16 protein-coding genes are annotated in these 19,082 nt (G+C 53.8%); 10 read left to right on the forward strand and 6 right to left on the reverse strand.

Going from position 1 to position 19,082, the window contains the following annotated elements; genetic code table 11:
- Positions 1-7 precede the first annotated feature (7 nt).
- Positions 8-598: a TetR/AcrR family transcriptional regulator gene (locus KUC_RS13305; protein WP_007113733.1), complete on the reverse strand. Its 591-nt coding sequence runs from the start codon at positions 596-598 to the stop codon at positions 8-10.
- 204 nt (positions 599-802) lie between these two features.
- Between KUC_RS13305 and KUC_RS13310 the strand changes: the two genes are divergently transcribed.
- The 6 genes from KUC_RS13310 to KUC_RS13335 all read left to right on the forward strand — a co-directional run bounded on the left by KUC_RS13310 (position 803) and on the right by KUC_RS13335 (position 9,416).
- Entirely contained in the window at positions 803-2,017 is a 1,215-nt protein-coding gene (locus tag KUC_RS13310; RefSeq protein WP_007113735.1) for an efflux RND transporter periplasmic adaptor subunit, read from the forward strand.
- Positions 2,014-5,124 carry an efflux RND transporter permease subunit gene (locus KUC_RS13315; protein WP_040480875.1) on the forward strand — a complete coding sequence of 1,037 codons (3,111 nt, stop codon included), beginning with the start codon at positions 2,014-2,016 and terminating at the stop codon, positions 5,122-5,124. The genes KUC_RS13310 and KUC_RS13315 overlap by 4 nt, the downstream gene beginning before the upstream one ends.
- Positions 5,124-6,530 carry an ATP-binding protein gene (locus KUC_RS13320; RefSeq protein WP_007113737.1) on the forward strand — a complete coding sequence of 469 codons (1,407 nt, stop codon included), beginning with the start codon at positions 5,124-5,126 and terminating at the stop codon, positions 6,528-6,530. The genes KUC_RS13315 and KUC_RS13320 overlap by 1 nt, the downstream gene beginning before the upstream one ends.
- Before the next feature lie 87 nt (positions 6,531-6,617).
- Positions 6,618-7,313: a response regulator gene (locus KUC_RS13325; RefSeq protein WP_007113738.1), complete on the forward strand. Its 696-nt coding sequence runs from the start codon at positions 6,618-6,620 to the stop codon at positions 7,311-7,313.
- Positions 7,314-7,327: 14 nt separating this feature from the next.
- Entirely contained in the window at positions 7,328-8,044 is a 717-nt protein-coding gene (locus tag KUC_RS13330) for a response regulator transcription factor (RefSeq protein WP_007113739.1), read from the forward strand.
- On the forward strand, positions 8,037-9,416 hold the full coding sequence (locus KUC_RS13335) for a sensor histidine kinase (protein ID WP_007113740.1): 1,380 nt from the start codon (positions 8,037-8,039) through the stop codon (positions 9,414-9,416). The genes KUC_RS13330 and KUC_RS13335 overlap by 8 nt, the downstream gene beginning before the upstream one ends.
- Here KUC_RS13335 and KUC_RS13340 read toward each other — a convergent pair.
- The 4 genes from KUC_RS13340 to KUC_RS13355 all read right to left on the reverse strand — a co-directional run bounded on the left by KUC_RS13340 (position 9,391) and on the right by KUC_RS13355 (position 13,555).
- Entirely contained in the window at positions 9,391-10,419 is a 1,029-nt protein-coding gene (locus KUC_RS13340; protein ID WP_007113741.1) for an AbrB family transcriptional regulator, read from the reverse strand. The genes KUC_RS13335 and KUC_RS13340 overlap by 26 nt on opposite strands.
- A 40-nt stretch (positions 10,420-10,459) precedes the next feature.
- The gene (locus tag KUC_RS13345) at positions 10,460-11,968 is read right to left on the reverse strand and encodes a tripartite tricarboxylate transporter permease (RefSeq protein ID WP_007113742.1); all 1,509 of its coding nucleotides are present in this window, start codon (positions 11,966-11,968) and stop codon (positions 10,460-10,462) included.
- A 9-nt stretch (positions 11,969-11,977) separates the two neighbouring features.
- Positions 11,978-12,427 (reverse strand): tripartite tricarboxylate transporter TctB family protein, encoded by a 450-nt coding sequence (locus tag KUC_RS13350; RefSeq protein ID WP_007113743.1) that lies wholly within the window; start codon positions 12,425-12,427, stop codon positions 11,978-11,980.
- A 114-nt stretch (positions 12,428-12,541) separates the two neighbouring features.
- Positions 12,542-13,555: a Bug family tripartite tricarboxylate transporter substrate binding protein gene (locus KUC_RS13355; RefSeq protein ID WP_007113744.1), complete on the reverse strand. Its 1,014-nt coding sequence runs from the start codon at positions 13,553-13,555 to the stop codon at positions 12,542-12,544.
- 366 nt (positions 13,556-13,921) lie between these two features.
- Here KUC_RS13355 and KUC_RS13360 point away from each other — a divergent pair, with 366 nt between their 5' ends.
- Positions 13,922-14,422 carry a hypothetical protein gene (locus KUC_RS13360; RefSeq protein ID WP_040480877.1) on the forward strand — a complete coding sequence of 167 codons (501 nt, stop codon included), beginning with the start codon at positions 13,922-13,924 and terminating at the stop codon, positions 14,420-14,422.
- Positions 14,423-14,676: 254 nt separating this feature from the next.
- Positions 14,677-15,177: a hypothetical protein gene (locus KUC_RS13365; RefSeq protein ID WP_040480877.1), complete on the forward strand. Its 501-nt coding sequence runs from the start codon at positions 14,677-14,679 to the stop codon at positions 15,175-15,177.
- A gap of 15 nt (positions 15,178-15,192) precedes the next feature.
- Here the strand turns inward: KUC_RS13365 and KUC_RS13370 are convergent, their stop codons facing one another.
- On the reverse strand, positions 15,193-16,143 hold the full coding sequence (locus KUC_RS13370) for an alpha/beta hydrolase (RefSeq protein WP_040480879.1): 951 nt from the start codon (positions 16,141-16,143) through the stop codon (positions 15,193-15,195).
- A 149-nt stretch (positions 16,144-16,292) separates the two neighbouring features.
- Here KUC_RS13370 and KUC_RS13375 point away from each other — a divergent pair, with 149 nt between their 5' ends.
- Positions 16,293-16,724 carry a hypothetical protein gene (locus KUC_RS13375; protein WP_007113748.1) on the forward strand — a complete coding sequence of 144 codons (432 nt, stop codon included), beginning with the start codon at positions 16,293-16,295 and terminating at the stop codon, positions 16,722-16,724.
- 203 nt (positions 16,725-16,927) lie between these two features.
- Complete coding sequence (gene betT / locus KUC_RS13380; RefSeq protein ID WP_007113749.1) at positions 16,928-18,976, forward strand: choline BCCT transporter BetT; 2,049 nt, start codon at positions 16,928-16,930, stop codon at positions 18,974-18,976.
- Positions 18,977-19,082 lie beyond the last annotated feature (106 nt).

Raw genomic sequence — 19,082 nt, forward strand, 5'->3', positions numbered from 1 at the left:
GCAAGCGTTAAGAGGAAGACACCAGCACCTGCTGAAACAGAATCTTTTCAAAGTGCTCCATGGGCTCGACGGACTTCAACGTCTTGGCACGCAGAATAGCGCCTTCCCAGCCGGTAAGAATAAAGCTGGCGAGTGCTTCTGGGGTCGTATGGGTGGCGATATCTCCCCGCATCTGGGCATCTTGCAAGCAGCGCACAAAGCACTGCTCCCAGCGCTGAAACACTAGATTTAGCGCATCGCGGAAGGTGTCACTCTGACCCGAAAGCTCTTGGCCAAGGTTGCCGATTAAACAGCCAGTGGCGTGGTCGCACTCAAGCATCTGCTCACGGCCAGCCGCAAAGTAGCGTCTTAGGCGTTCAAGTGGCGGCGTGTGACTATCTTCTAGCAGCGCCACCAACATTTCATCGTAGGTGGTGGCAAAGCGCTCGATCACCGCCAGCCCGAAATCTTCTTTGCTGGAGAAGTAGTGATAAAAAGAGCCTTTAGGCACACCGCACGTTTTTAAAACGGCATTAATGCCCGTCGCGTTGTAGCCTTGCTGACTAATCAGTTGGGCGCCACTATCGATTAGTTTGTCGCGCGTTGAGGTATTTTTCATATGCCTAAAGTAGACCAGTCAGTCTATTGCTTTCAAGTGAAAGAAAGCCAAGTGAAAGAAAGCCAATTTGTAAGAAAGCTAAGCTAAGTAGAAATTGCATGTTATTTGCACATTGTTTGACTAATGGCTGCTTAACGATGCGCGATGCTAGCATATTACGCTTATTTTTCTGGAATTTTCGCTCCTAATGGATGACGCGCGGTAATGACTCTTTCTCGCTTTTACGCTACGAATCAACACGGCCGCATTCGCTTGGGTGCCGTGATTGCATTATTGATTCTTGTTGCCACATTGGCGCTTGCCTGGTGGATTATTACCCAACCGCCCCGCATAGAACGTACCCCACCGCCGGAGCCTCTGCCTACTATGGTAGACGTCGTCATGGTGACCGCAAGCTCCCAGGCACCGAACTTATACGGTTTTGGCCGCGTTGAGGCGGAGCAGGAAACCATGCTGGCCAGCCGTGTGGCGGGACAATTGGAGCGTTTTGCCGACGGCGTTGTGCCCGGCCAGGTCGTCGAACAGCAAGCCCCTGTGGCCTATATTGACCAAGCCGACTTGGCCCTGAGCCTTGAAGATGCCGAGGCGCAGCTCGCCAATGCCCAGGCGCAGCTTGCACTTGAGCAGGCAGAGCAGCAGCGGGCGCGCAGCGAGTACGAGTCCTTTGGTCGCCAGCTCTCTGCAGAGCGACGGTCACTGGTACTGCGCGAACCGCAGCTGCGCCAAGCCCAATCCCAGGTAACCCAGGCGCGGGTGGCCCGCGACCAGGCGGCATTGAATGTAGAACGCGCCACCCTCACAGCTCCCTGGCGTGCCATGGTGCAAGAGCGTTTGGTAGGCGCTGGCAGCCTCCTCAGCCAAGGCACAGAAGTAGTGCACCTGGTGGGTGTCGAGCAATTTTGGGTGCGCGCCTCGCTACCCGGCGAATGGATAGAGTGGCTGGGAGGGGGGCGGCGCGTCAGCTTAACCAGCCGTGGCTGGCCCGAAGGCACGACTCGCGAAGGGACGCTCGTCTCGATGCTACCCAGCCTTGAGGAGAATGGCCTCCAGGCGCAACTGTTGATCGCTGTTAACGACCCGCTAGCCCTAGAAACCGACGGCCCTGCCCTGCGCCTGGGCGATGTTCTGCGCGCCTCGTTTCAACCGGCTATTCAGGAGCAACTTATTTCACTGCCTTCTGCGGCCCTTCGCCCAGGCGACGTGGCGTGGCGGGTAGATGAAGAAAATCGCCTGCGCCGAACATCGGTCACCCTGGCTTTCCGCGGTGAAGATGATGCTTTGATTCGTAGCGGTTTGGAAGACGGCCAGCAGGTCGTCACCGCAGGTTTGGCACAGCCCAGAGAAGGCCAGCTAGTGCGCATCCGCCGCCCCAACGACACCCCGGCTCAAGCGGGAGATAAACCGGGAGACGAATCATGAAGGTGCCACGCGGCCCATTAGCTTGGATGGTGGATCACGGGGTAGCCCCCAACTTACTGATGGTGCTGTTTATCGTCGGCGGCCTAATGGCCTCGCTGGCGATTAAAAAAGAAGTGTTCCCCGAATTCGATATTGAAGTCGTTCAAGTCACTATCAGCTACCCCGGCGCCACGCCAGAAGATGTGGAACAGAGCCTGCTGCTGCCGATGGAAGCCGCCATTGCCGATGTAGAGGGCATTGATGAGCTGACCGCTATCGCCCGCGAAGGCAGCGCCAGCATCAACGCCACGCTGATTGACGGCGTGGATGTGATGCGCGCCTATCAGGATATCCAGCAGGCGGTAAACGCCATCACTACCCTGCCCAGCGCTGCCGACCCACCGCGCTTTACCTTGGCGGGGCGCTCCCGCAGCGTGTTGAGCCTGCAGGTATACGGCCAAGTCGGCCTGGCGGCGCTGCACGACGCGGCCGAAGATGTGCGTGGCGAACTCCAAGCCACCTCGGGCATCTCCCGTGCGGAGCTCTCCGGCAACCGTGAGCGGGAGATTCAAGTCTACCTGGACGAAGAGGCCATTGAGCGCTACGGCCTCGACCACCAGGAATTGGCCAGCCGTATCGCCGAAGAGGCGTTAGATCTTGCCAGCGGCCAGCTCACGACAGCCGAAGGGGAATGGCTGATTCGCTATCAGGGGCGGCGTAACAGCGCCGAGGCCTTTGCCGAGCTACCGATTCTGACCAGCACTCAGGGGGCACCAATTACACTGGGCGAGATCGCCAGGGTCAGCGATGGCTTTGCCGAAACCGACCGTGAAGAGTTTTATAACGGCCAGCCCGGCCTCTCTGTGGACGTTTACCAGATTGGCGACCAAACCCCGACCAGTATTTCCCAAGCGGTCAACGCTGAGCTTGAGCGCCTGCGCGCGAACCTGCCCGAAGGCGTCAGTCTGGACATTTCCCGCGATAGCTCAGAAGTTTACGAAGATCGTCTTAGCCTGCTGTTAAAAAATGCCTGGATGGGGCTAGCGCTGGTATTGGTACTGATGGCGCTGTTTTTGGAAGCGCGGTTGGCATTCTGGGTCACCCTGGGCATTCCAACGGCGTTTCTCGGCGCGATGCTGTTTCTGCCCTGGATCGGCGTCTCGATCAATATGATGTCGATGTTCGCCTTTATTATCGCCCTGGGGATCGTCGTTGATGACGCCATTATCGTTGGCGAAAATATCTACAGCTACCGTGAAGAGGGCTATTCGCTGCGCGATGCGGCGGTTAAAGGCGCCAGCGAAATCGCCACCCCGCTCACCTTCGCGATTCTCTCCAATATTGTCGCCTTCCTACCGCTACTGTTTTTACCCGGCTTTTTGGGTCTGATTTTTGCCACCGTGCCGGTGGTCGTTGTCACCGTCTTTTTAATCTCCTGGCTGGAAGCTCTGGTCATTCTGCCCGCTCACCTGGCACATAGCCGTAAACCCCGCCAAACCCCGGCGTGGCAGCGCCCCCTTGAAGCGCTGCGCCAGCGTCTTCAGGGCGGCTTGCACCACTTCACCTACCGCCAGTTCGAGCCGTTCTTGCAGCGCGCCCTTAACCAACGCCTGCTGAGTATTTCACTGGGCATCGCGATTCTGCTCATCGCGCTCTCCTGGGCGATGAGCGGGCGGCTGGGCTTTTCGCTGATGCCACGGGTTGAATCGGATCAGGTACAGGCCACGGTCACCCTTCCCATTGGCAGCAATATCAGCGTTAGCCGCGCGCTAAGCCAACAGCTGCTCGACGCCGCCGAGGCCCTCAGCGAGCGCGAAGAGACGCTCAGTTTCAGCAGTTCACGCAGCCGCCTGGACGGCGAAAGCCTGGAAGTGAGGTTGGATATTGCCAGCGAGAGCTTGGAAGCTTGGCCACCCTCGCGGATTGCCCGAGAGTGGCGTGATCTCACCGGCGATCTGCTCGGCGCCCAGTCGGTACGTTTTGAAGCCGATGTCGGAGGGCCCGGTAGCGGCGCGGCACTTAGCCTGCGACTTTCGCACCCGAATACTCAGGTGCTGGAAGCCGCCGCCGAACGGCTAGCAGAAACGCTGGGCGGCTACGGCCTTACGGATATCGACAGCGGGCTGGGCGACGGCAAACCACAGTTAGAGATGCGCCTTTCCGCCGAGGGCCGCGCCCTGGGGCTCACGGGTAACAATTTAGCCCAAGCCCTGCGCAGCCCCCTCCAGGGCGCCACCGCGCTTGAACAATACGTAGGGCGTAGCGAAATCAGCGTTGAGGTGCGTTTGCCCAACGATAATCGCGACAGCTTGAACGCGCTTTACCGCATGCCGGTGCGCACCCCCGACGGGCTGAGTGTGCCGCTATCGCGGGTCGCTGACATTACCCTCAGCCAAGCCTCCAGCAGCCTTGAACGCATTAACGGACGGCGGATTATTACTGTCACCGCCGACTCGGGAAGTGATCTGGCCATTAACCAAGTGCTTGCCACACTACAAGAAGAAGAGTTCCCCAACCTGGAAGCGACCTGGCCGGGGCTGGAAGTCAGCATGGGCGGTCGTCAGCAAGACACCGCCGACAACCTGGCCACGCTAAAAACCTCGATGTGGTTAATGATTGCCGCGCTCTATGCCCTGCTCGCTATTCCCTTCCGCAGCTACCTACAGCCGCTGCTGGTGCTGGCCGCAATCCCCTTTGGCATTGTCGGCGCCGTCGCTGGGCATATGATCATGGGCTTTGGGCTTTCGATTATCAGCCTGCTGGGGATGCTCGCGCTCTCCGGCGTGGTGATTAACGATGCGCTGGTATTGATCGACTACGCCAACCGCAAACGCCGCGAAGGCATGACCGCCCGGGAAGCCATTGTGGCGGCGGCCACCCGCCGTTTACGGCCGATTATGATGACCACGCTGACGACCTTTCTCGGTCTGGCGCCAATGATTTTGGAAACCTCGCGGCAGGCGCGCTTTATGATCCCCATGGCAATATCGCTAGGTTTTGGCATGCTGTTCGCCACGGTTATCCTGCTGATCCTGGTGCCCTGCCTCTACCTGGGTATGGAGAATGTTCGCGAGCGGCTCAGCGCGCCGCGCCAACCCGCACTGGATAAAAAAGAGGGAGCCCACTGATGGCCTTGCTCACAGCCATACGTCAATGGCGGCCCTCTCGGCTGGGGCTAAAACTTTTCGTGATTATTCTCAGCGTCAATGTAGCGATCTCAGCCAGTATGTTTCTTGCGGTCTCGTACAGTATTGACCGAGGCTTTCTCGATTACCTCAATCAGGCCCAGGAGCGCCGTGCCACATTGCTGGCCGATGGGCTTGTCACTCGCTGGGAAACCCAGCAGAGCTGGGAGTGGTTGGAGCAGTCACCGGAGCGCTGGCCGTATATTGTGCGCTTTGAACTAGGCCAGGAGCACCGTGAGCGCCCTTCTCCGCTAGGCGAGGCACGGGATTTCACCCTTCGCGCAGCGGATGACCGCTTTGTGGTGCCGCCCAGGAGTGGGCGTGAAGGCTCGGGGAGTTGGCATTGGCTGACGCTACGTAGCGGTGATACCCATATCGGCTCGCTGGGTTTCCGCCCTCCCCGAGAAATGATGGAACGCATGGAGAGTCGCTTCCTGGAACGTCAGCAGCGCAACCTGGTGCTTATCGTGGTCTCCCTCTGCATTGCGTCACTGCTGCTGGCGGGCGGGCTCTCCTGGTGGCTGGGGCGGCGTACCCGAGCACTGGCGGGCGCCACGCTACGCCTTACCGAGGGCGACTATCGCACCCGACTGCCCGAGCGTGGCCGCGATGAGCTATCGCGCTTGGCACGCGACTTCAACGTCTTGGCGGCAACCCTGGAAGCCAGCCGCGATGCCCGCGCCCGCTGGGTTTCTGACACCGCCCACGAACTACGCACGCCGCTGGCGGTGCTGCGCGGCGAGATCGAAGCCATGCAGGATGGCATTCGCCCGCTGAATCAGGAGAACCTTAGCTCCCTCGCCCAAGAAGTGGGGCAGCTAGAGCGCTTAGTCACGGATTTACGCCTGCTGTCACAGAGCGACGCGGGCGCGCTGGATATTCAACTGGCGCCGATGGACCTTAGCGACTGCCTGGCTAGCCGCCTGGCCGACGCTGATCGCTGGTTGGTCGAGAGCGGGTTAACGCTGACCGAACAGATCGAACCTGGCATTATGATTCGTGGCGATGCCCAACGTCTTCGCCAGCTGTGGAACAACCTGTTGGATAACAGCTGCGCCTACACCCAACCGCCGGGCGAGCTGCGTGTCACACTCGCCACGCAGCAGGGGATGGCAGTGGTCACCTGGGAGGACAGTCCGCCAGGCGTTCCGGAAAGTGAATTGGCGCGCTTGACCGAACGGCTCTATCGCGTGGAAGGCTCCCGCAGCCGTGCCAGCGGCGGCAGCGGTCTAGGGCTCTCCATTGCCAGCGCCTTGGTCAATGCACACGGTGCAACGTTAACGCCCACTATCTCAACGCTAGGTGGGCTACGCTGGACGCTGCGCTTTCCGCTGTTGGCTGCTGATTAATATTTCCGGGAGTAATGTCTCCAAAACTGATATGACAAGAACCGTTAAGCCCTGCTTTCACGTTCACTGTTAAGCGAGTCTACTTCTATGTCTCATGCTGCCTCTCTACTGATTGTTGAGGATGAACCGAAGATTGCCCGCCTGATGGCGGACTACTTAACCACCCATGGTTTTGAGGTAACTACCCTGGGCCACGGCGACGAGGTAATGCCTTGGCTGGCGCAGCACTCCCCTGCTTTGGTGCTACTCGATATCATGCTGCCGGGTAAAGATGGCCTTACCCTTAGCCGGGAAATACGTCAGCATTGGCCGGCCATTGCCATCATTATGGTCACCGCCAAGGTAGAAGAGGTCGACCGCTTGCTAGGGCTAGAACTAGGCGCTGACGATTATATTTGCAAACCGTTTAGCCCCCGGGAAGTGGTCGCCCGAGTCAAAGCGGTACTACGTCGCAGCCACGCGGCGGCCGATGCCCCAGCCGAGGTGCAAAACGCAGCGGTGGTATTAAACGAAGATGGCTGGCAGGCGCTCGCCCACGGGCAGGATTTAGGGCTGACGGCAGTGGAATTTCAGCTATTGCGGGTGATGATGCAGGCACCGGGGCGAATTTTCAGCCGCGAACAGTTAATGGATCATATGTATCGCGACAACCGCATCGTCTCGGAGCGCACCGTGGACAGCCACATTAAAAAGCTACGCAAAAAGATCCACGAAGCACTTCCGGAGCTGGAAATCATTCGTTCTGTCTATGGCGTAGGGTATAAGTACCAGCCAGAGGGCTAACAACAGGGCTGCTTATGAAGGCGCTTGTAGTTGAAGACAACATTAATTTAGCCAACTCTATTGCAGCCACACTTAGCGAGGCTGCCTTTAGCATTGATGTCGCCGAAGATGGAAGAAAAGCACTCCATATGCTCGAACAAGGCGGCTACGACCTGTTGGTGTTAGATCTTGGCCTACCTGAATTGGATGGCATTTCTCTGTTACGCCAACTACGCCATCAGCAGAATACAATCCCCGTATTAATCATCTCCGCGCGGGACAGCCTGGATCAACGTATCCATGGTCTTGAAGTCGGCGCAGACGACTACTTATGCAAGCCTTTTTCGTTGGAAGAAGTGACTGCACGTGCCCGAGCGTTAGTGCGACGTGCCAAGCACTTTGGCGGAGAAACGCTGCAGTGTGGGCGTTTAGAGTTTTTACCTGATGCCATGGAGCTCCGGCTTGACGGTAAACCCTTGCTATTGCATCGCCGTGAGTTAGAGGTCATGGAGTACCTGTTGATCAACCAAAATCGCCTCGTCAATAAGGATCAAATCATCGATCGACTATCCACCGCTGATGAGTCGGTCAGCTATGCAGCGGTGGAAACTTACATCTCACGGATTCGTAAAAAAATTGGCTACGATTTCGGTTTAAAAACAGTACGCGGTCTGGGTTATTACCTTGACTCTAAAGGCTATGATTCTAAAGGCTACGAATCTAAAGACGCGAAAGGCCCAGCGCATGAGTAAGAACCAATCGATCCGCAGTCGCCTGCTATTATGGATTGGTCTACCTTTCACCGCCCTCGCGATTTTGGCGTTGCTCTCAAGTCACCTGCTGCTATCCCGGCAAATTAATGCCACCTTTGATGACCTGCTACTTAACGCAGCTCAGCGGCTGGAGCGTCGAATTTACACAGCGGACGGCGAGCTGCGCATCAATATGCACTATTTCAGCGTCAGCACACTTGGCAGTAGAGGCGAAGGCAAAATTTTCTATCGCATTAAAGAAAGTGATGGTGACATGGTCGCAGGTTTTAGTGGCTTGACAGCTCCACCCGAAACGTCGCAAGAGCCAATTTTTTATGATGTAGACTATGCGGGCAATGCATTAAGGGCCGTTGCGCTTACCCTTCCATTCCGGCGCGGAGGCGAACCGGTCAACATTGAAGTCGTAGTCGCCGAATCAAAGGAAGCACGCCACACTCTTACTAACGACTTTATGATAACCCTCACAGGGTTAATGGTCGTTACCGGCTTATTAGCCATATCAATTGCACTTTTAGCCATTCATCTCGGGCTAGCACCTCTTAACGCAGTTAGCCAAGCCTTACGACAACGTTCACCGAATGACTTGCACGCATTGGATGATGCAGCCCCAAAAGAGATCCTGCCGTTAATCCAGAGTATTAATCATTTAATGCAGCGCATGCGACGCAGTATTGAAAGCACTCAGCAGCTCAATGCCGATGTCTCGCATCAGCTTAGAACCCCCATCTCAGAGATTCGTGCTTTAACGGAAATGTCGCTTAAAGACGCCTCCCAATCACCCGCTCATACTAGCCTGCGAGAGATTCAACGTATTGCTGAACATGCAAGCCATACCGTTAAGCAACTGCTTAAATACGCCAAAACACGTAGCGAATTAGTTGATACGTCTCATCTAGAAAATGTCGATTTAATTGCCATTTGCCATGATGCCTGCGCTCAGACTGCACCTAGTATTTATACAAAAAACCAAGAACTCGCCTTTGATCAACACAAAGCAATACCTAATATTTTGGGCGACCCCATTTTGTTGCGCTGGTTAGTCACCAATTTGATCGAAAATGCCAGCCTCCATGCAGGTGGTGACCATGCCTACCAAGGTGTCATCACTGTTGCATTAACGGCTGAAGAAGACCATGTGGTGTTAACGGTAAGTGATGAAGGTATAGGGATTGATGAAGAACTCCTCCCCAAACTGACAGAACGCTTTTTCCGCCACAACAGACACTCCCCAGGTAGCGGGCTAGGGCTGGCAATTGTGGAACAAATTGCAACGACGCACTCTGCCCTGCTGTCGTTAACAAATCGGCCGCAAGGTGGCTTTGAGGTCACGGTGATTTTCCGCCCTGTTTAGGCGGCTGATTTACCAGTCGCAGCATTAGCGGGGTCATAAAGATCAACAGCAGCAAACGCAATATATGATGAGAGACAACATAAACCGGGTCGATACCCATAACCATGGCGATCACCGCCATTTCTCCTACCCCACCAGGAATTAACGCAAGCAGGACGGCAACAAAGGCTAGTTGGGTAAAACTTGAAACTAACCATGCCATTAGGGCCGCCACCACCAGGGCAAATAGGGCAAAAGTAATCCCATAACGCCCCATGCTGATCACCTGTGACCATTGGGTTCCCGAAAAGCGCGCCCCCACCGATGCACCCAATACCAGAAATGCCGTCAGCACCATCCAAGTAGGTAACGATGTATCAACCCCCAGATTGGCGATAATCGCCCCTGCTGCCATTGGCCCTAGAAACTCCGGCAAGGGTATTCTCAATAAGCGCCCTAACCACCAACAAAGCGGTGCTAGCAGAAAGAGTAAGCTACCTAGCAAGGTTAACGATGTTGACGTGCTGTTCAGCGTCACATCATCGACAAAAAAACTAGCTAATATCGCCGCCCCCGACACAACCGTCACTAAACGCAGCGAATGCGAGATAGCGATCCAGCGCAAATCTCCATTAGCGCGTTCAGCCAATACCAACGCTGAATTCATACTCCCAGGGTATGAGCAAAACATCGCATTCATGCGCCCTACTCTGGCACGGGTAAAAATCCAGTAGCCGCCAACTAACATCAGCACCATATAGACCAGCATTGCCAGCACACTGGGGTACCAAAATACTAACCCCGCAAGCTCATCAGCATGAATTCGGCTACCGATAAAAAGCCCTAACAGGGCAATAGCGCCTCGGTGTAAGCGCTTATCGACACCGGTCTTCACGCCCATCAATGATAAGCACATCACCATAAACAGAGATCCCAGCATCCATGCCAAGGGCAATGAAAATAGGGTGGCCACCCAGCCACCCACAAAACCCAATCCAACGGTAATGACGGTTCTTTTCAACATATCAGATAATGAATTTAGCAATCATAATTTAATTTAGACATCATGATTGGGCAGCCTCTTGACGCGCTTTAAGCTTCTTCATTAGCGGCTGACTAAATAACGAGATCAGCAGGAGGGCAAAAATAGCCAGTGTCACTGGGCGCTCAAACACATAGGTAATGTCGCCACCGCTGATTTGGTAGGAGTGAAGTAGCGACTTTTCAGCCAACGAGCCTAATAACATACCGATCACAGCGGCGGGTACAGAGTAACCGTAGTGACGAAATATCCATCCAATCACGGCAAAAATCAGCACCGTAGCGGGACCTGTCATATTGCCGGTTAAACCGAATGACCCCATCACTGCTAGCACCAACACCGAAGGTATCAAGTAGCGCATGGGCACCTTGACGATATTGGCCAACAGAGGAATAAACAATAAGCCGATAATCACCAGTAGAAACACCTGGGCAAAGTTAGCAAAAATGATCGCGTAAACCACGTCAGTTTGTTGGCGAATAAACTGCGGCCCACCGGTGATGTTATGCATAGCAAATGCCGCTAACATGACCGCGGTAGCCCCGCCACCGGGAATCCCTAATGCTAGTAACGTTGCCATTGAGCCCCCTTCGGAGCTGCTGTTAGCCGCCTCAGACGCTACTACCCCTTTTGGATTGCCTTTCCCAAATGAATCGGGATCCCGGTCACGGCGCTTAGTTTCAATGTAAGAGAGCAGGTTAGACACGGACGAACCAACGCCAGGAACCGCTCCTACTAACACTCCGATCAAACCACCCCGAATCATTACTACGGGGTAGCGAAACGCCATCCTGCAGCCTTCAAAGATTTCGCTCACCTTGACCTTGCGGGCATCGGCAGATTCAACGATGAAGCCTTTATTGGCTAGTTTGAACAGTTCAGAAGCAGCAAACATTCCCATCATGGCAGGGATGACGGGGACACCGTCTAACAGGTAAGTTTGCCCCATCGTCCCGCGAGCCAAACCAATTTCGCCAAACCCAATCGTCCCCACTAACAAACCAACAAACCCTGCCACCAAGCCTTTAAGTACCTGTTCGCCTTTTAAGCTCGCAATCAGCGTCATGCCCCAGAGAATAACCACAAACATCTCTGCTGGCCCCAGCCTCAGCACCATGTAAGAAAGCGGCTGTATCATAAAGAACAGCACCACGTAGCCCATCAGCGCGCCAATCACCGATGAAGCTAACGCAACGCCTAATGCCTGATTATGCTGACCTTTACGCGCCATGGGATAACCGTCAAACGCGGTAGCGATTGCCGAAGAGGTACCCGGTATATTCATCAAAATGGCTGGAATGCCAGCGCCAAATGAACCACCCGTAAAAATGGCGGTGAGAAACAACATGGCTTGAATAAAGTCCATGTACATGGTCATCGGCAGGAAAATGGCCATCGCCATTGAGATCTGCAGGCCTGGCGTTGCACCAAAAATAAGTCCCAGAACGATACCCGGCACTACTACCAGCCAAGGGCCAAAATTAGAAAAAAGCAGATCCAAACTCTGCCCTACTGCGGCAAAATCAATCATGGTATCTCCTCAGCTTGGAAGCAGTAGCAGTGTCATCGGGTACGGCAGCATCTGCGAGAAAAAGAGCGCGACACTCAGTCCAAAAGCGACGCTATAGCCACCTACCAACCACCAATTTCGCTCACCCTTAAGGATCAAGAAAAGCGCCAGAAACACGACAGTGGCAATATCAAAGCCCAAGGTTTCAAGTGACAGTACATAGGCGGCGAAGAGACCCACAACAGGTAATGTTTTATGCAGAGGTTCTTCTTCAGAAGAGCGAAACAGCGAGCCATGTTTAATACGCAGGAACAATTCAAGTGCGATAATTGCTAACACGATAATGGCAAGTGGCAGTATAAGCAGCAGATTCTGTGGTGTGGCCGATACACGAATGGCGTCTAATAAATACCATAGCGTAAAGCCAGCCAGACCCGTGAGAACGATAAAGTCCCCATAGTCACGTTTACATTCAGACATAGTAAAACCCCATGCTGGCCCCTCATTAATGTGAAGGGCCAGCTATCATGGAAGGATTAGCTCGGAAAAAACCAGTTCTGAAAAAGCCTGGTCATAAAAAACTGGTCGTAATAATTAGTTAAGCAGGTGTGCGTACTTTTCAAATACTTGATAGTTTTCGCGCATCAGCTCGTTGGAGCGCTCTGGGCCTACCCAAACGCCGCCCATTTCGTTGCGCTCAAGCTGTTCTTGAACATCTTTACGGGCAAGCGCGCTTTGAATAGCAGAGGAGAGTTTCTCAAAACGCTCAGGATGCTGGCGCTCCATTTCACTGGTCACTGCAAATCCGCGCATTGAGCCCTGAAGAATGGGTACCTCAAGATTCATCGGCGCCAGCGCTTCATTGATCGGGAGCGCATCCCACTGTTCGATGCGCTCATCACTGACGATCGCCAACGGGGTTAGAAACTCACGGATTCCCTCACTGCCCTGGGCACTGATAGAGACGAAATCCACCTGTCCACCCGCCACAGCTGAACGGGCTTCGCCACCGCTGTTATAGGTCACCAAGTTGAGGTTATCCTGGGGGATGCCTGCCTCATCAAGTAACAAACGCACCATTAAGTGGCCAGCAGAGCCTTGAACCACCGCCCCGCGCACTTGACCACTCTCTTCGCGAATCGCTTCGAGAAGGCTTGGCAGATCTTCATAACCGCTGTCTTTATTTGCAGCAATGAGATCCAAATCAAACCATTGGAAGTTGATATAAGAAAAGTCATCAACACTAAACGCTGCATCCCCAGTAAGAATCGAGTTGGTTAAATAAGGAGCAAACGTCGAGGCATAGACGGTATAGCCATCATCAGGCATGTTAAGAACGTAATTAGAGGCAACCTGAGTGCCCGCACCAGGACGATTCGTCACTTGTATCGGTACACCTACCTCTTCTGAAAGAGGCCCTGACATCATACGGGCCATACGATCCGCGCTTCCGCCAGTGCCAAAACCGACCACCACATTAAGCGGGCGAGTGGGAAAGTCTTCAGCTGCAGCAGGAAGCGCCATTGATAGAGAAGCAATGGCGGCCGTTGCTCCTACCAATATGGATTTGATATTAAACGATAAAGAAGCACTGGAAGTGTTAAGCATAGCGAGGCTCTCTTTTTATAAGTTTGTTGGGTTTTTGACACAGGGCCTTACCCTGTGTGCTTACGACGCTACCCCACGAAACTGTCACCAACCTTGCATAGAACAAGAACGCAACTAAAGTCTAATCCTTGCTTAACACCTGCCGATTAAGAAACGCGATGCCCGCATCAATGGCCATGCAGTAAAAACGACAATCACACCTTCGATGATATCAGGCTACCTAGATGTTGCTTAGCAAAAGCTAAAGTATTGTATCAAACTGTCGATAACACTATTAGCCTGCTTAAAACCTGTCTATCTAAGCCAGCCTGCGCAGTCGCTGTTGCGCCTGCTTAAAATAGCCTTTAACACTATCGAGAGATTGCCATGACCATCTCTTTATCTACCGGAAGTGTCTCTTTAGACGCATACCCTTTACGTAGTGAACCGTCAAATGTCGAGAAGGTAACGACAACACCGGCCGCGTCTAACACTGCCCCAAAGGATGCCGATACCAGCATTCATTTGGATCTGTCACCCCTAGCCAGAGGCATCGCCTCTGCCTCAGAAAAGGCTGGCAGTACCCAGGAAGCGAAGAACGCCAAAATTGATGAAAGTGATTTTCCAATGGAAATTAAGGAGCTACTAAAGCGAATTGTTGAATACAGAGAAAAATTAAAAGAGAAACAGCAGGAACTGGAAGATGTTATGCGCGACCAGTCCCTAAACGATGAACAACGCCAAGCAAAACTCGACGCTCTGCAACAAGAAATCAGTAGCCTTAATAGCTCGCTTCAAGAGGCCATGGGCCAACTAAACAAACTTGTCGCTCAGATGGATCTTGATGATGGTGCTGTTATCGAAATGATGTCGTTGGCCATGTCTTGATGAAGTTAGGGGACATTAAGGATTGACCTGCCGATTAAGAAACGCGATGCCCGCATCAATGGCCATGCAGTAAAAACGACAATCACACCTTCGATGATATCAGGCTACCTAGATGTTGCTTAGCAAAAGCTAAAGTATTGTATCAAACTGTCGATAACACTATTAGCCTGCTTAAAACCTGTCTATCTAAGCCAGCCTGCGCAGTCGCTGTTGCGCCTGCTTAAAATAGCCTTTAACACTATCGAGAGATTGCCATGACCATCTCTTTATCTACCGGAAGTGTCTCTTTAGACGCATACCCTTTACGTAGTGAACCGTCAAATGTCGAGAAGGTAACGACAACACCGGCCGCGTCTAACACTGCCCCAAAGGATGCCGATACCAGCATTCATTTGGATCTGTCACCCCTAGCCAGAGGCATCGCCTCTGCCTCAGAAAAGGCTGGCAGTACCCAGGAAGCGAAGAACGCCAAAATTGATGAAAGTGATTTTCCAATGGAAATTAAGGAGCTACTAAAGCGAATTGTTGAATACAGAGAAAAATTAAAAGAGAAACAGCAGGAACTGGAAGATGTTATGCGCGACCAGTCCCTAAACGATGAACAACGCCAAGCAAAACTCGACGCTCTGCAACAAGAAATCAGTAGCCTTAATAGCTCGCTTCAAGAGGCCATGGGCCAACTAAACAAACTTGTCGCTCAGATGGATCTTGATGATGGTGCTGTTATCGAAATGATGTCGTTGGCCATGTCTTGATGAAGTTAGGGGACATTAAGGATTGACCTGCCGATTAAGAAACGCGATGCCCGCATCAATGGCGCCACCGCGCAGCAAAAAGCTTGTAATGTGACCACGCCAGCGCTGCAGATACAGCTCGCTTTGAATGTTATTGTCCTGCAGCGCTTGGTAGAGGTCTGTGGCATGATCCACTGGCACCAGTTGATCCCACTTGCCGTGGAACAGAAAAAACGGTGGCGCCTGCGGGGTAATTTGCCGTGCAGGTGAAGCTAGCCGATATGCTTCATTTTCTTCAGCGCGAGTACCGCCGATAAAGTCGACGACCAAGCGCCCATCATCAAATTTGAGCAAATCACTGGGCAGCCCTCCAGCCAATACCGCGGCTAAACGGCTTTGCTCGCCACCGTAAGGTTCGGACAGCGGCCCTTCTGCTCCTGCCACCGCCAGTAAACTTACTAAATGCGCGCCAGAGGAAAACCCCACCCCAACAATGCGGCTTGTATCTACTTGCCACTCGTCGGCATGGGCGTGAATCCAGGTCATCGCCTGCTGCAAATCATGCAGTTGGCTGGGGAAGCGATATTGAGGCGCAAAGCGGTACTCAATATTCACCGCTACATAGCCCTGGCCCGCTAACTGTTCAGCGATGCCCTGCATATCTTCCGGCGTGCGATTGCGCCAGCCGCCGCCATGCACCACCAAGGCAGCGGGTCGCAACGCACCGCTGGGCTCGTCGGGTAGATAAACGTCAGCCGTTAACGACTGGGGCCACTCTTCAGGCGTATAGACGCTTGGTGCCAAGCGAGTAAAGGGCAGGGGTTCACTTAGCGCACTGTTTTCAATGGCCGGTGCACCTTCGCTAACGTGTTGAGAAGCGCTACAGCCACTCAGCATTAAGGCAATTGCCCCCAGGCCAGTAGCGCGGCAAAGGGTGGTAAACGCGCGACGCTGTTGGCACACGGGAGTTTGCTCGGTTCGCGACATTTTGCTTCTCCTTGATGATTAGGTGACCCCTCACCTACCGACTACGACCTGCAACAAGCCAATATGATCATGATTGTTGCACACTATCTGCAAACGGTTTGCACACCACCTAGAGATACTGTCATCGTCAACTCACCAGGAGAGAACTTATGAAAATTTCAAGTGCTAAGAAACTGTCGATTCGCCAACTGTTTGCTCCTGCCCTGCTGGCTATCGCCATTATGCCATTAGCGTTTGCCGCACAGGCGCATAGCCACGGCGATCGTGAAGGCCAAGGCCCTGATCATGAACGTATGGAAGAACGTATGGAAGAGCGCATGGAGGAGCGTCGCCAAGAGGTGTACGAGCGCGCCGATATCTCAGCAGAGAAACAGGCCGAGCTTAACCAAGCACACACCGAACATCGCGAGGCCATGAACGCCCTACGTGAAGACCACCGCGGGCGAGTAGCTGAGATTCTCACAGAAGAAGAGCAGGAAGCGCTGCGCAGCGCCATGCAAGAAGCCCATGAAGAGTATCGTGGTAAGCACGGCAAACGCGGCTACCTCAATAATAGCGACGAGAATGCCGATAGCGAATAAACGCAGGCAAAACGTCAAACCTAGATCCAACGCCCGGTTTTTCCGGGCGTTTTTGCGTCTGCACGTTCGTCAGCGCATTGCTAACTTCACGCTAATTCAACTCAAATAGGGGAGGTTAACTTGAAGGGGGACGCTTAATCGCGTATTTTATTTGAACGTTCATTCAAAATAAAATCATCTTTCAACAACAGGAGTCCGCCTGCATGGCGAAAGACAACCCCATCCTCCCCTCCCGAGACCGCCTCAATCCCGTGGTTTTCCACGGCAGCGTGGCCGGTATTGTCGTTTTTCTTGTGCTCACGATGCTGTTTACCGAGCAAGCCGGTGCCTTTTTTGATGCTGGCCTAGCTTGGGTAAGCAAAACCTTTGGCTGGTACTACATGCTCGCCATTGTGGCGTATCTGGTCTTCGTCATTGCGATTGGTATGTCCCGCTTTGGCAGTATCCGCCTGGGGCCAGATCACTCACGACCCGAGTTTTCGCTGCTCTCCTGGTCGGCCATGCTGTTCGCCGCAGGTATCGGTATCGACCTACTGTTCTTCAGCGTTGCCGAACCGGTTGCCCACTATTTGGCACCACCGGATTTAACCCCGGAAAGCCAGGCAGCGATGCGCAACGCCGTCGTTCAAACCTATCTGCACTGGGGGCTCTCCGGTTGGGGGCTGTACGTGCTGATGGGTATGGCGCTGGCTTACTTTAGCTACCGTCACCGCTTGCCGCTGGCGATTCGTAGCGCGCTCTACCCGATTCTGGGTAAGCGTATTCATGGCCCTATTGGCAACGCTGTCGACATTACTGCGGTGATCTCCACCGTGTTCGGCATTGCTACCAGCCTGGGTATTGGGGTGATGCAGCTCAATTACGGCCTCACCTATATGTTCGGCGTGCCGGAAACGCTTACCGTACAAGTGATTTTGATTGTCTTGGTGGTCGTATTGGCGACAATTTCCGTGGTGACCGGTGTTGAGAAGGGTATTCGCCGCCTTTCAGAGTTCAACATGCTGTTGGCATTGGCACTGTTGCTGTTTGTACTCTTCTCCGGCGACACCCTGGTACTGCTGGATAAAGTGGTCAATAACGCCGGTGATTATCTATCTGGGTTTGTCGGTGCCAGCTTCGACACCTACGCCTTTGCCGATGAAGGCGCCCAAGAGTGGAAAATGTGGTGGACGATTTTCTTCTGGGGCTGGTGGATTGCCTGGACACCGTTCGTCGGTCTGTTCCTGGCGCGTATTTCCCGTGGCCGTACCATTCGTGAATTTGTCGCAGGCGCCTTGTTTATTCCGCTGGCCTTTATGATGGTGTGGATGTCGGTATTCGGTAACACTGGTATCGAGCTGGTGGCCAATCAAGGCGCTGTTGAACTAGGCCAACAAGCGCTCAACACCCCGCAAACTACCCTCTACACCTTGCTAGAGTACTTCCCTTATGCTGGCCTAACCGCCGCTGTTGTCACGGTCCTTGGCATTGTGTTCTTTATTACCTCAGCAGACTCTGGTGCGCTGGTACTGGCCAACTTCACCTCTATTTTGAGCGACGTAAACCACGATGCCCCGGTAAAACTGCGTATTTTCTGGTCGGCCGTCATAGGTTTGATCACCATTGCCCTACTCATGGCCGGTGGCTTGAACGCGCTACAGAGTGCCGTCGTTATCACCGCGCTGCCCTTCTCATTAGTCATTTTCGCGGTGATGGTGGGTATGTATAAGGCGCTGAAAATGGAAGGTAGCAAAGCCGATGCCCGCCGCATGATTGCCGGTGGCGCGCCAGGCGGTGACTGGAAAGAGCGCTTGGATCGCGCTCTGGATACCTCCACGCGAGCGGGTGCGGCGGCAACCCTTGAACACTCTATTCGCCCGGCCATGACTCAGTTTGCCCAGGAGCTTGAGAGCCGTGGCCAAACAGCCAATGTCACCGAAGAGCACCTTGAAGGCGAATCGCTACCTAACCTAATGCTCCAGGTCGACTTCGGCGAAGCGACCAGCTTTGTCTACCAGGTCTGCCCGCACCGCATGCGCACGCCTAGCTTTATCCCGGCGGATGATGACTTCTATGTGCGTCTCGACGTCTACCTGGCGGAAGGCGGTCAGGATAAAGACCTTAACGGCTATACCCGTGGTCAGGTAATTGGTGATTTGGTGGCCGAGTATGAGCGCCATCTACACTTCCTCACTCTGGCCGGTGAGCAGATGGGTCATGTGCAGGCAATGCCCGGCACCATCGGCGAACCGCCTGAAGATTCCCAAATGTAGCGGCGTTAGCATTTGAGACAAAAGATCAATCCCGGCCTGAGTGCCGGGATTTTTTGTGCGCAAACGACTCCGCGACTAACGCCTTGTTGTGCAAATTTCACCGCAG

It is taken from the genome of Vreelandella boliviensis LC1, from assembly GCF_000236035.1.
GTDB lineage: Bacteria > Pseudomonadota > Gammaproteobacteria > Pseudomonadales > Halomonadaceae > Vreelandella > Vreelandella boliviensis.

What these genes read in the sequence shown, in the direction of transcription:
- KUC_RS13305 (WP_007113733.1), bottom strand. Translation starts at nt 598, where the DNA reads ATGAAAAATACCTCAACGCGCGACAAACTAATCGATAGTGGCGCCCAA.
- KUC_RS13335 (WP_007113740.1), top strand. Translation starts at nt 8,037, where the DNA reads ATGAGTAAGAACCAATCGATCCGCAGTCGCCTGCTATTATGGATTGGT.
- KUC_RS13350 (WP_007113743.1), bottom strand. Translation starts at nt 12,427, where the DNA reads ATGTCTGAATGTAAACGTGACTATGGGGACTTTATCGTTCTCACGGGT.
- KUC_RS13370 (WP_040480879.1), bottom strand. Translation starts at nt 16,143, where the DNA reads ATGTCGCGAACCGAGCAAACTCCCGTGTGCCAACAGCGTCGCGCGTTT.
- KUC_RS13340 (WP_007113741.1), bottom strand. Translation starts at nt 10,419, where the DNA reads ATGTTGAAAAGAACCGTCATTACCGTTGGATTGGGTTTTGTGGGTGGC.
- KUC_RS13315 (WP_040480875.1), top strand. Translation starts at nt 2,014, where the DNA reads ATGAAGGTGCCACGCGGCCCATTAGCTTGGATGGTGGATCACGGGGTA.
- KUC_RS13360 (WP_040480877.1), top strand. Translation starts at nt 13,922, where the DNA reads ATGACCATCTCTTTATCTACCGGAAGTGTCTCTTTAGACGCATACCCT.
- KUC_RS13375 (WP_007113748.1), top strand. Translation starts at nt 16,293, where the DNA reads ATGAAAATTTCAAGTGCTAAGAAACTGTCGATTCGCCAACTGTTTGCT.
- KUC_RS13355 (WP_007113744.1), bottom strand. Translation starts at nt 13,555, where the DNA reads ATGCTTAACACTTCCAGTGCTTCTTTATCGTTTAATATCAAATCCATA.
- betT (WP_007113749.1), top strand. Translation starts at nt 16,928, where the DNA reads ATGGCGAAAGACAACCCCATCCTCCCCTCCCGAGACCGCCTCAATCCC.
- KUC_RS13365 (WP_040480877.1), top strand. Translation starts at nt 14,677, where the DNA reads ATGACCATCTCTTTATCTACCGGAAGTGTCTCTTTAGACGCATACCCT.
- KUC_RS13325 (WP_007113738.1), top strand. Translation starts at nt 6,618, where the DNA reads ATGTCTCATGCTGCCTCTCTACTGATTGTTGAGGATGAACCGAAGATT.
- KUC_RS13310 (WP_007113735.1), top strand. Translation starts at nt 803, where the DNA reads ATGACTCTTTCTCGCTTTTACGCTACGAATCAACACGGCCGCATTCGC.
- KUC_RS13330 (WP_007113739.1), top strand. Translation starts at nt 7,328, where the DNA reads ATGAAGGCGCTTGTAGTTGAAGACAACATTAATTTAGCCAACTCTATT.
- KUC_RS13320 (WP_007113737.1), top strand. Translation starts at nt 5,124, where the DNA reads ATGGCCTTGCTCACAGCCATACGTCAATGGCGGCCCTCTCGGCTGGGG.
- KUC_RS13345 (WP_007113742.1), bottom strand. Translation starts at nt 11,968, where the DNA reads ATGATTGATTTTGCCGCAGTAGGGCAGAGTTTGGATCTGCTTTTTTCT.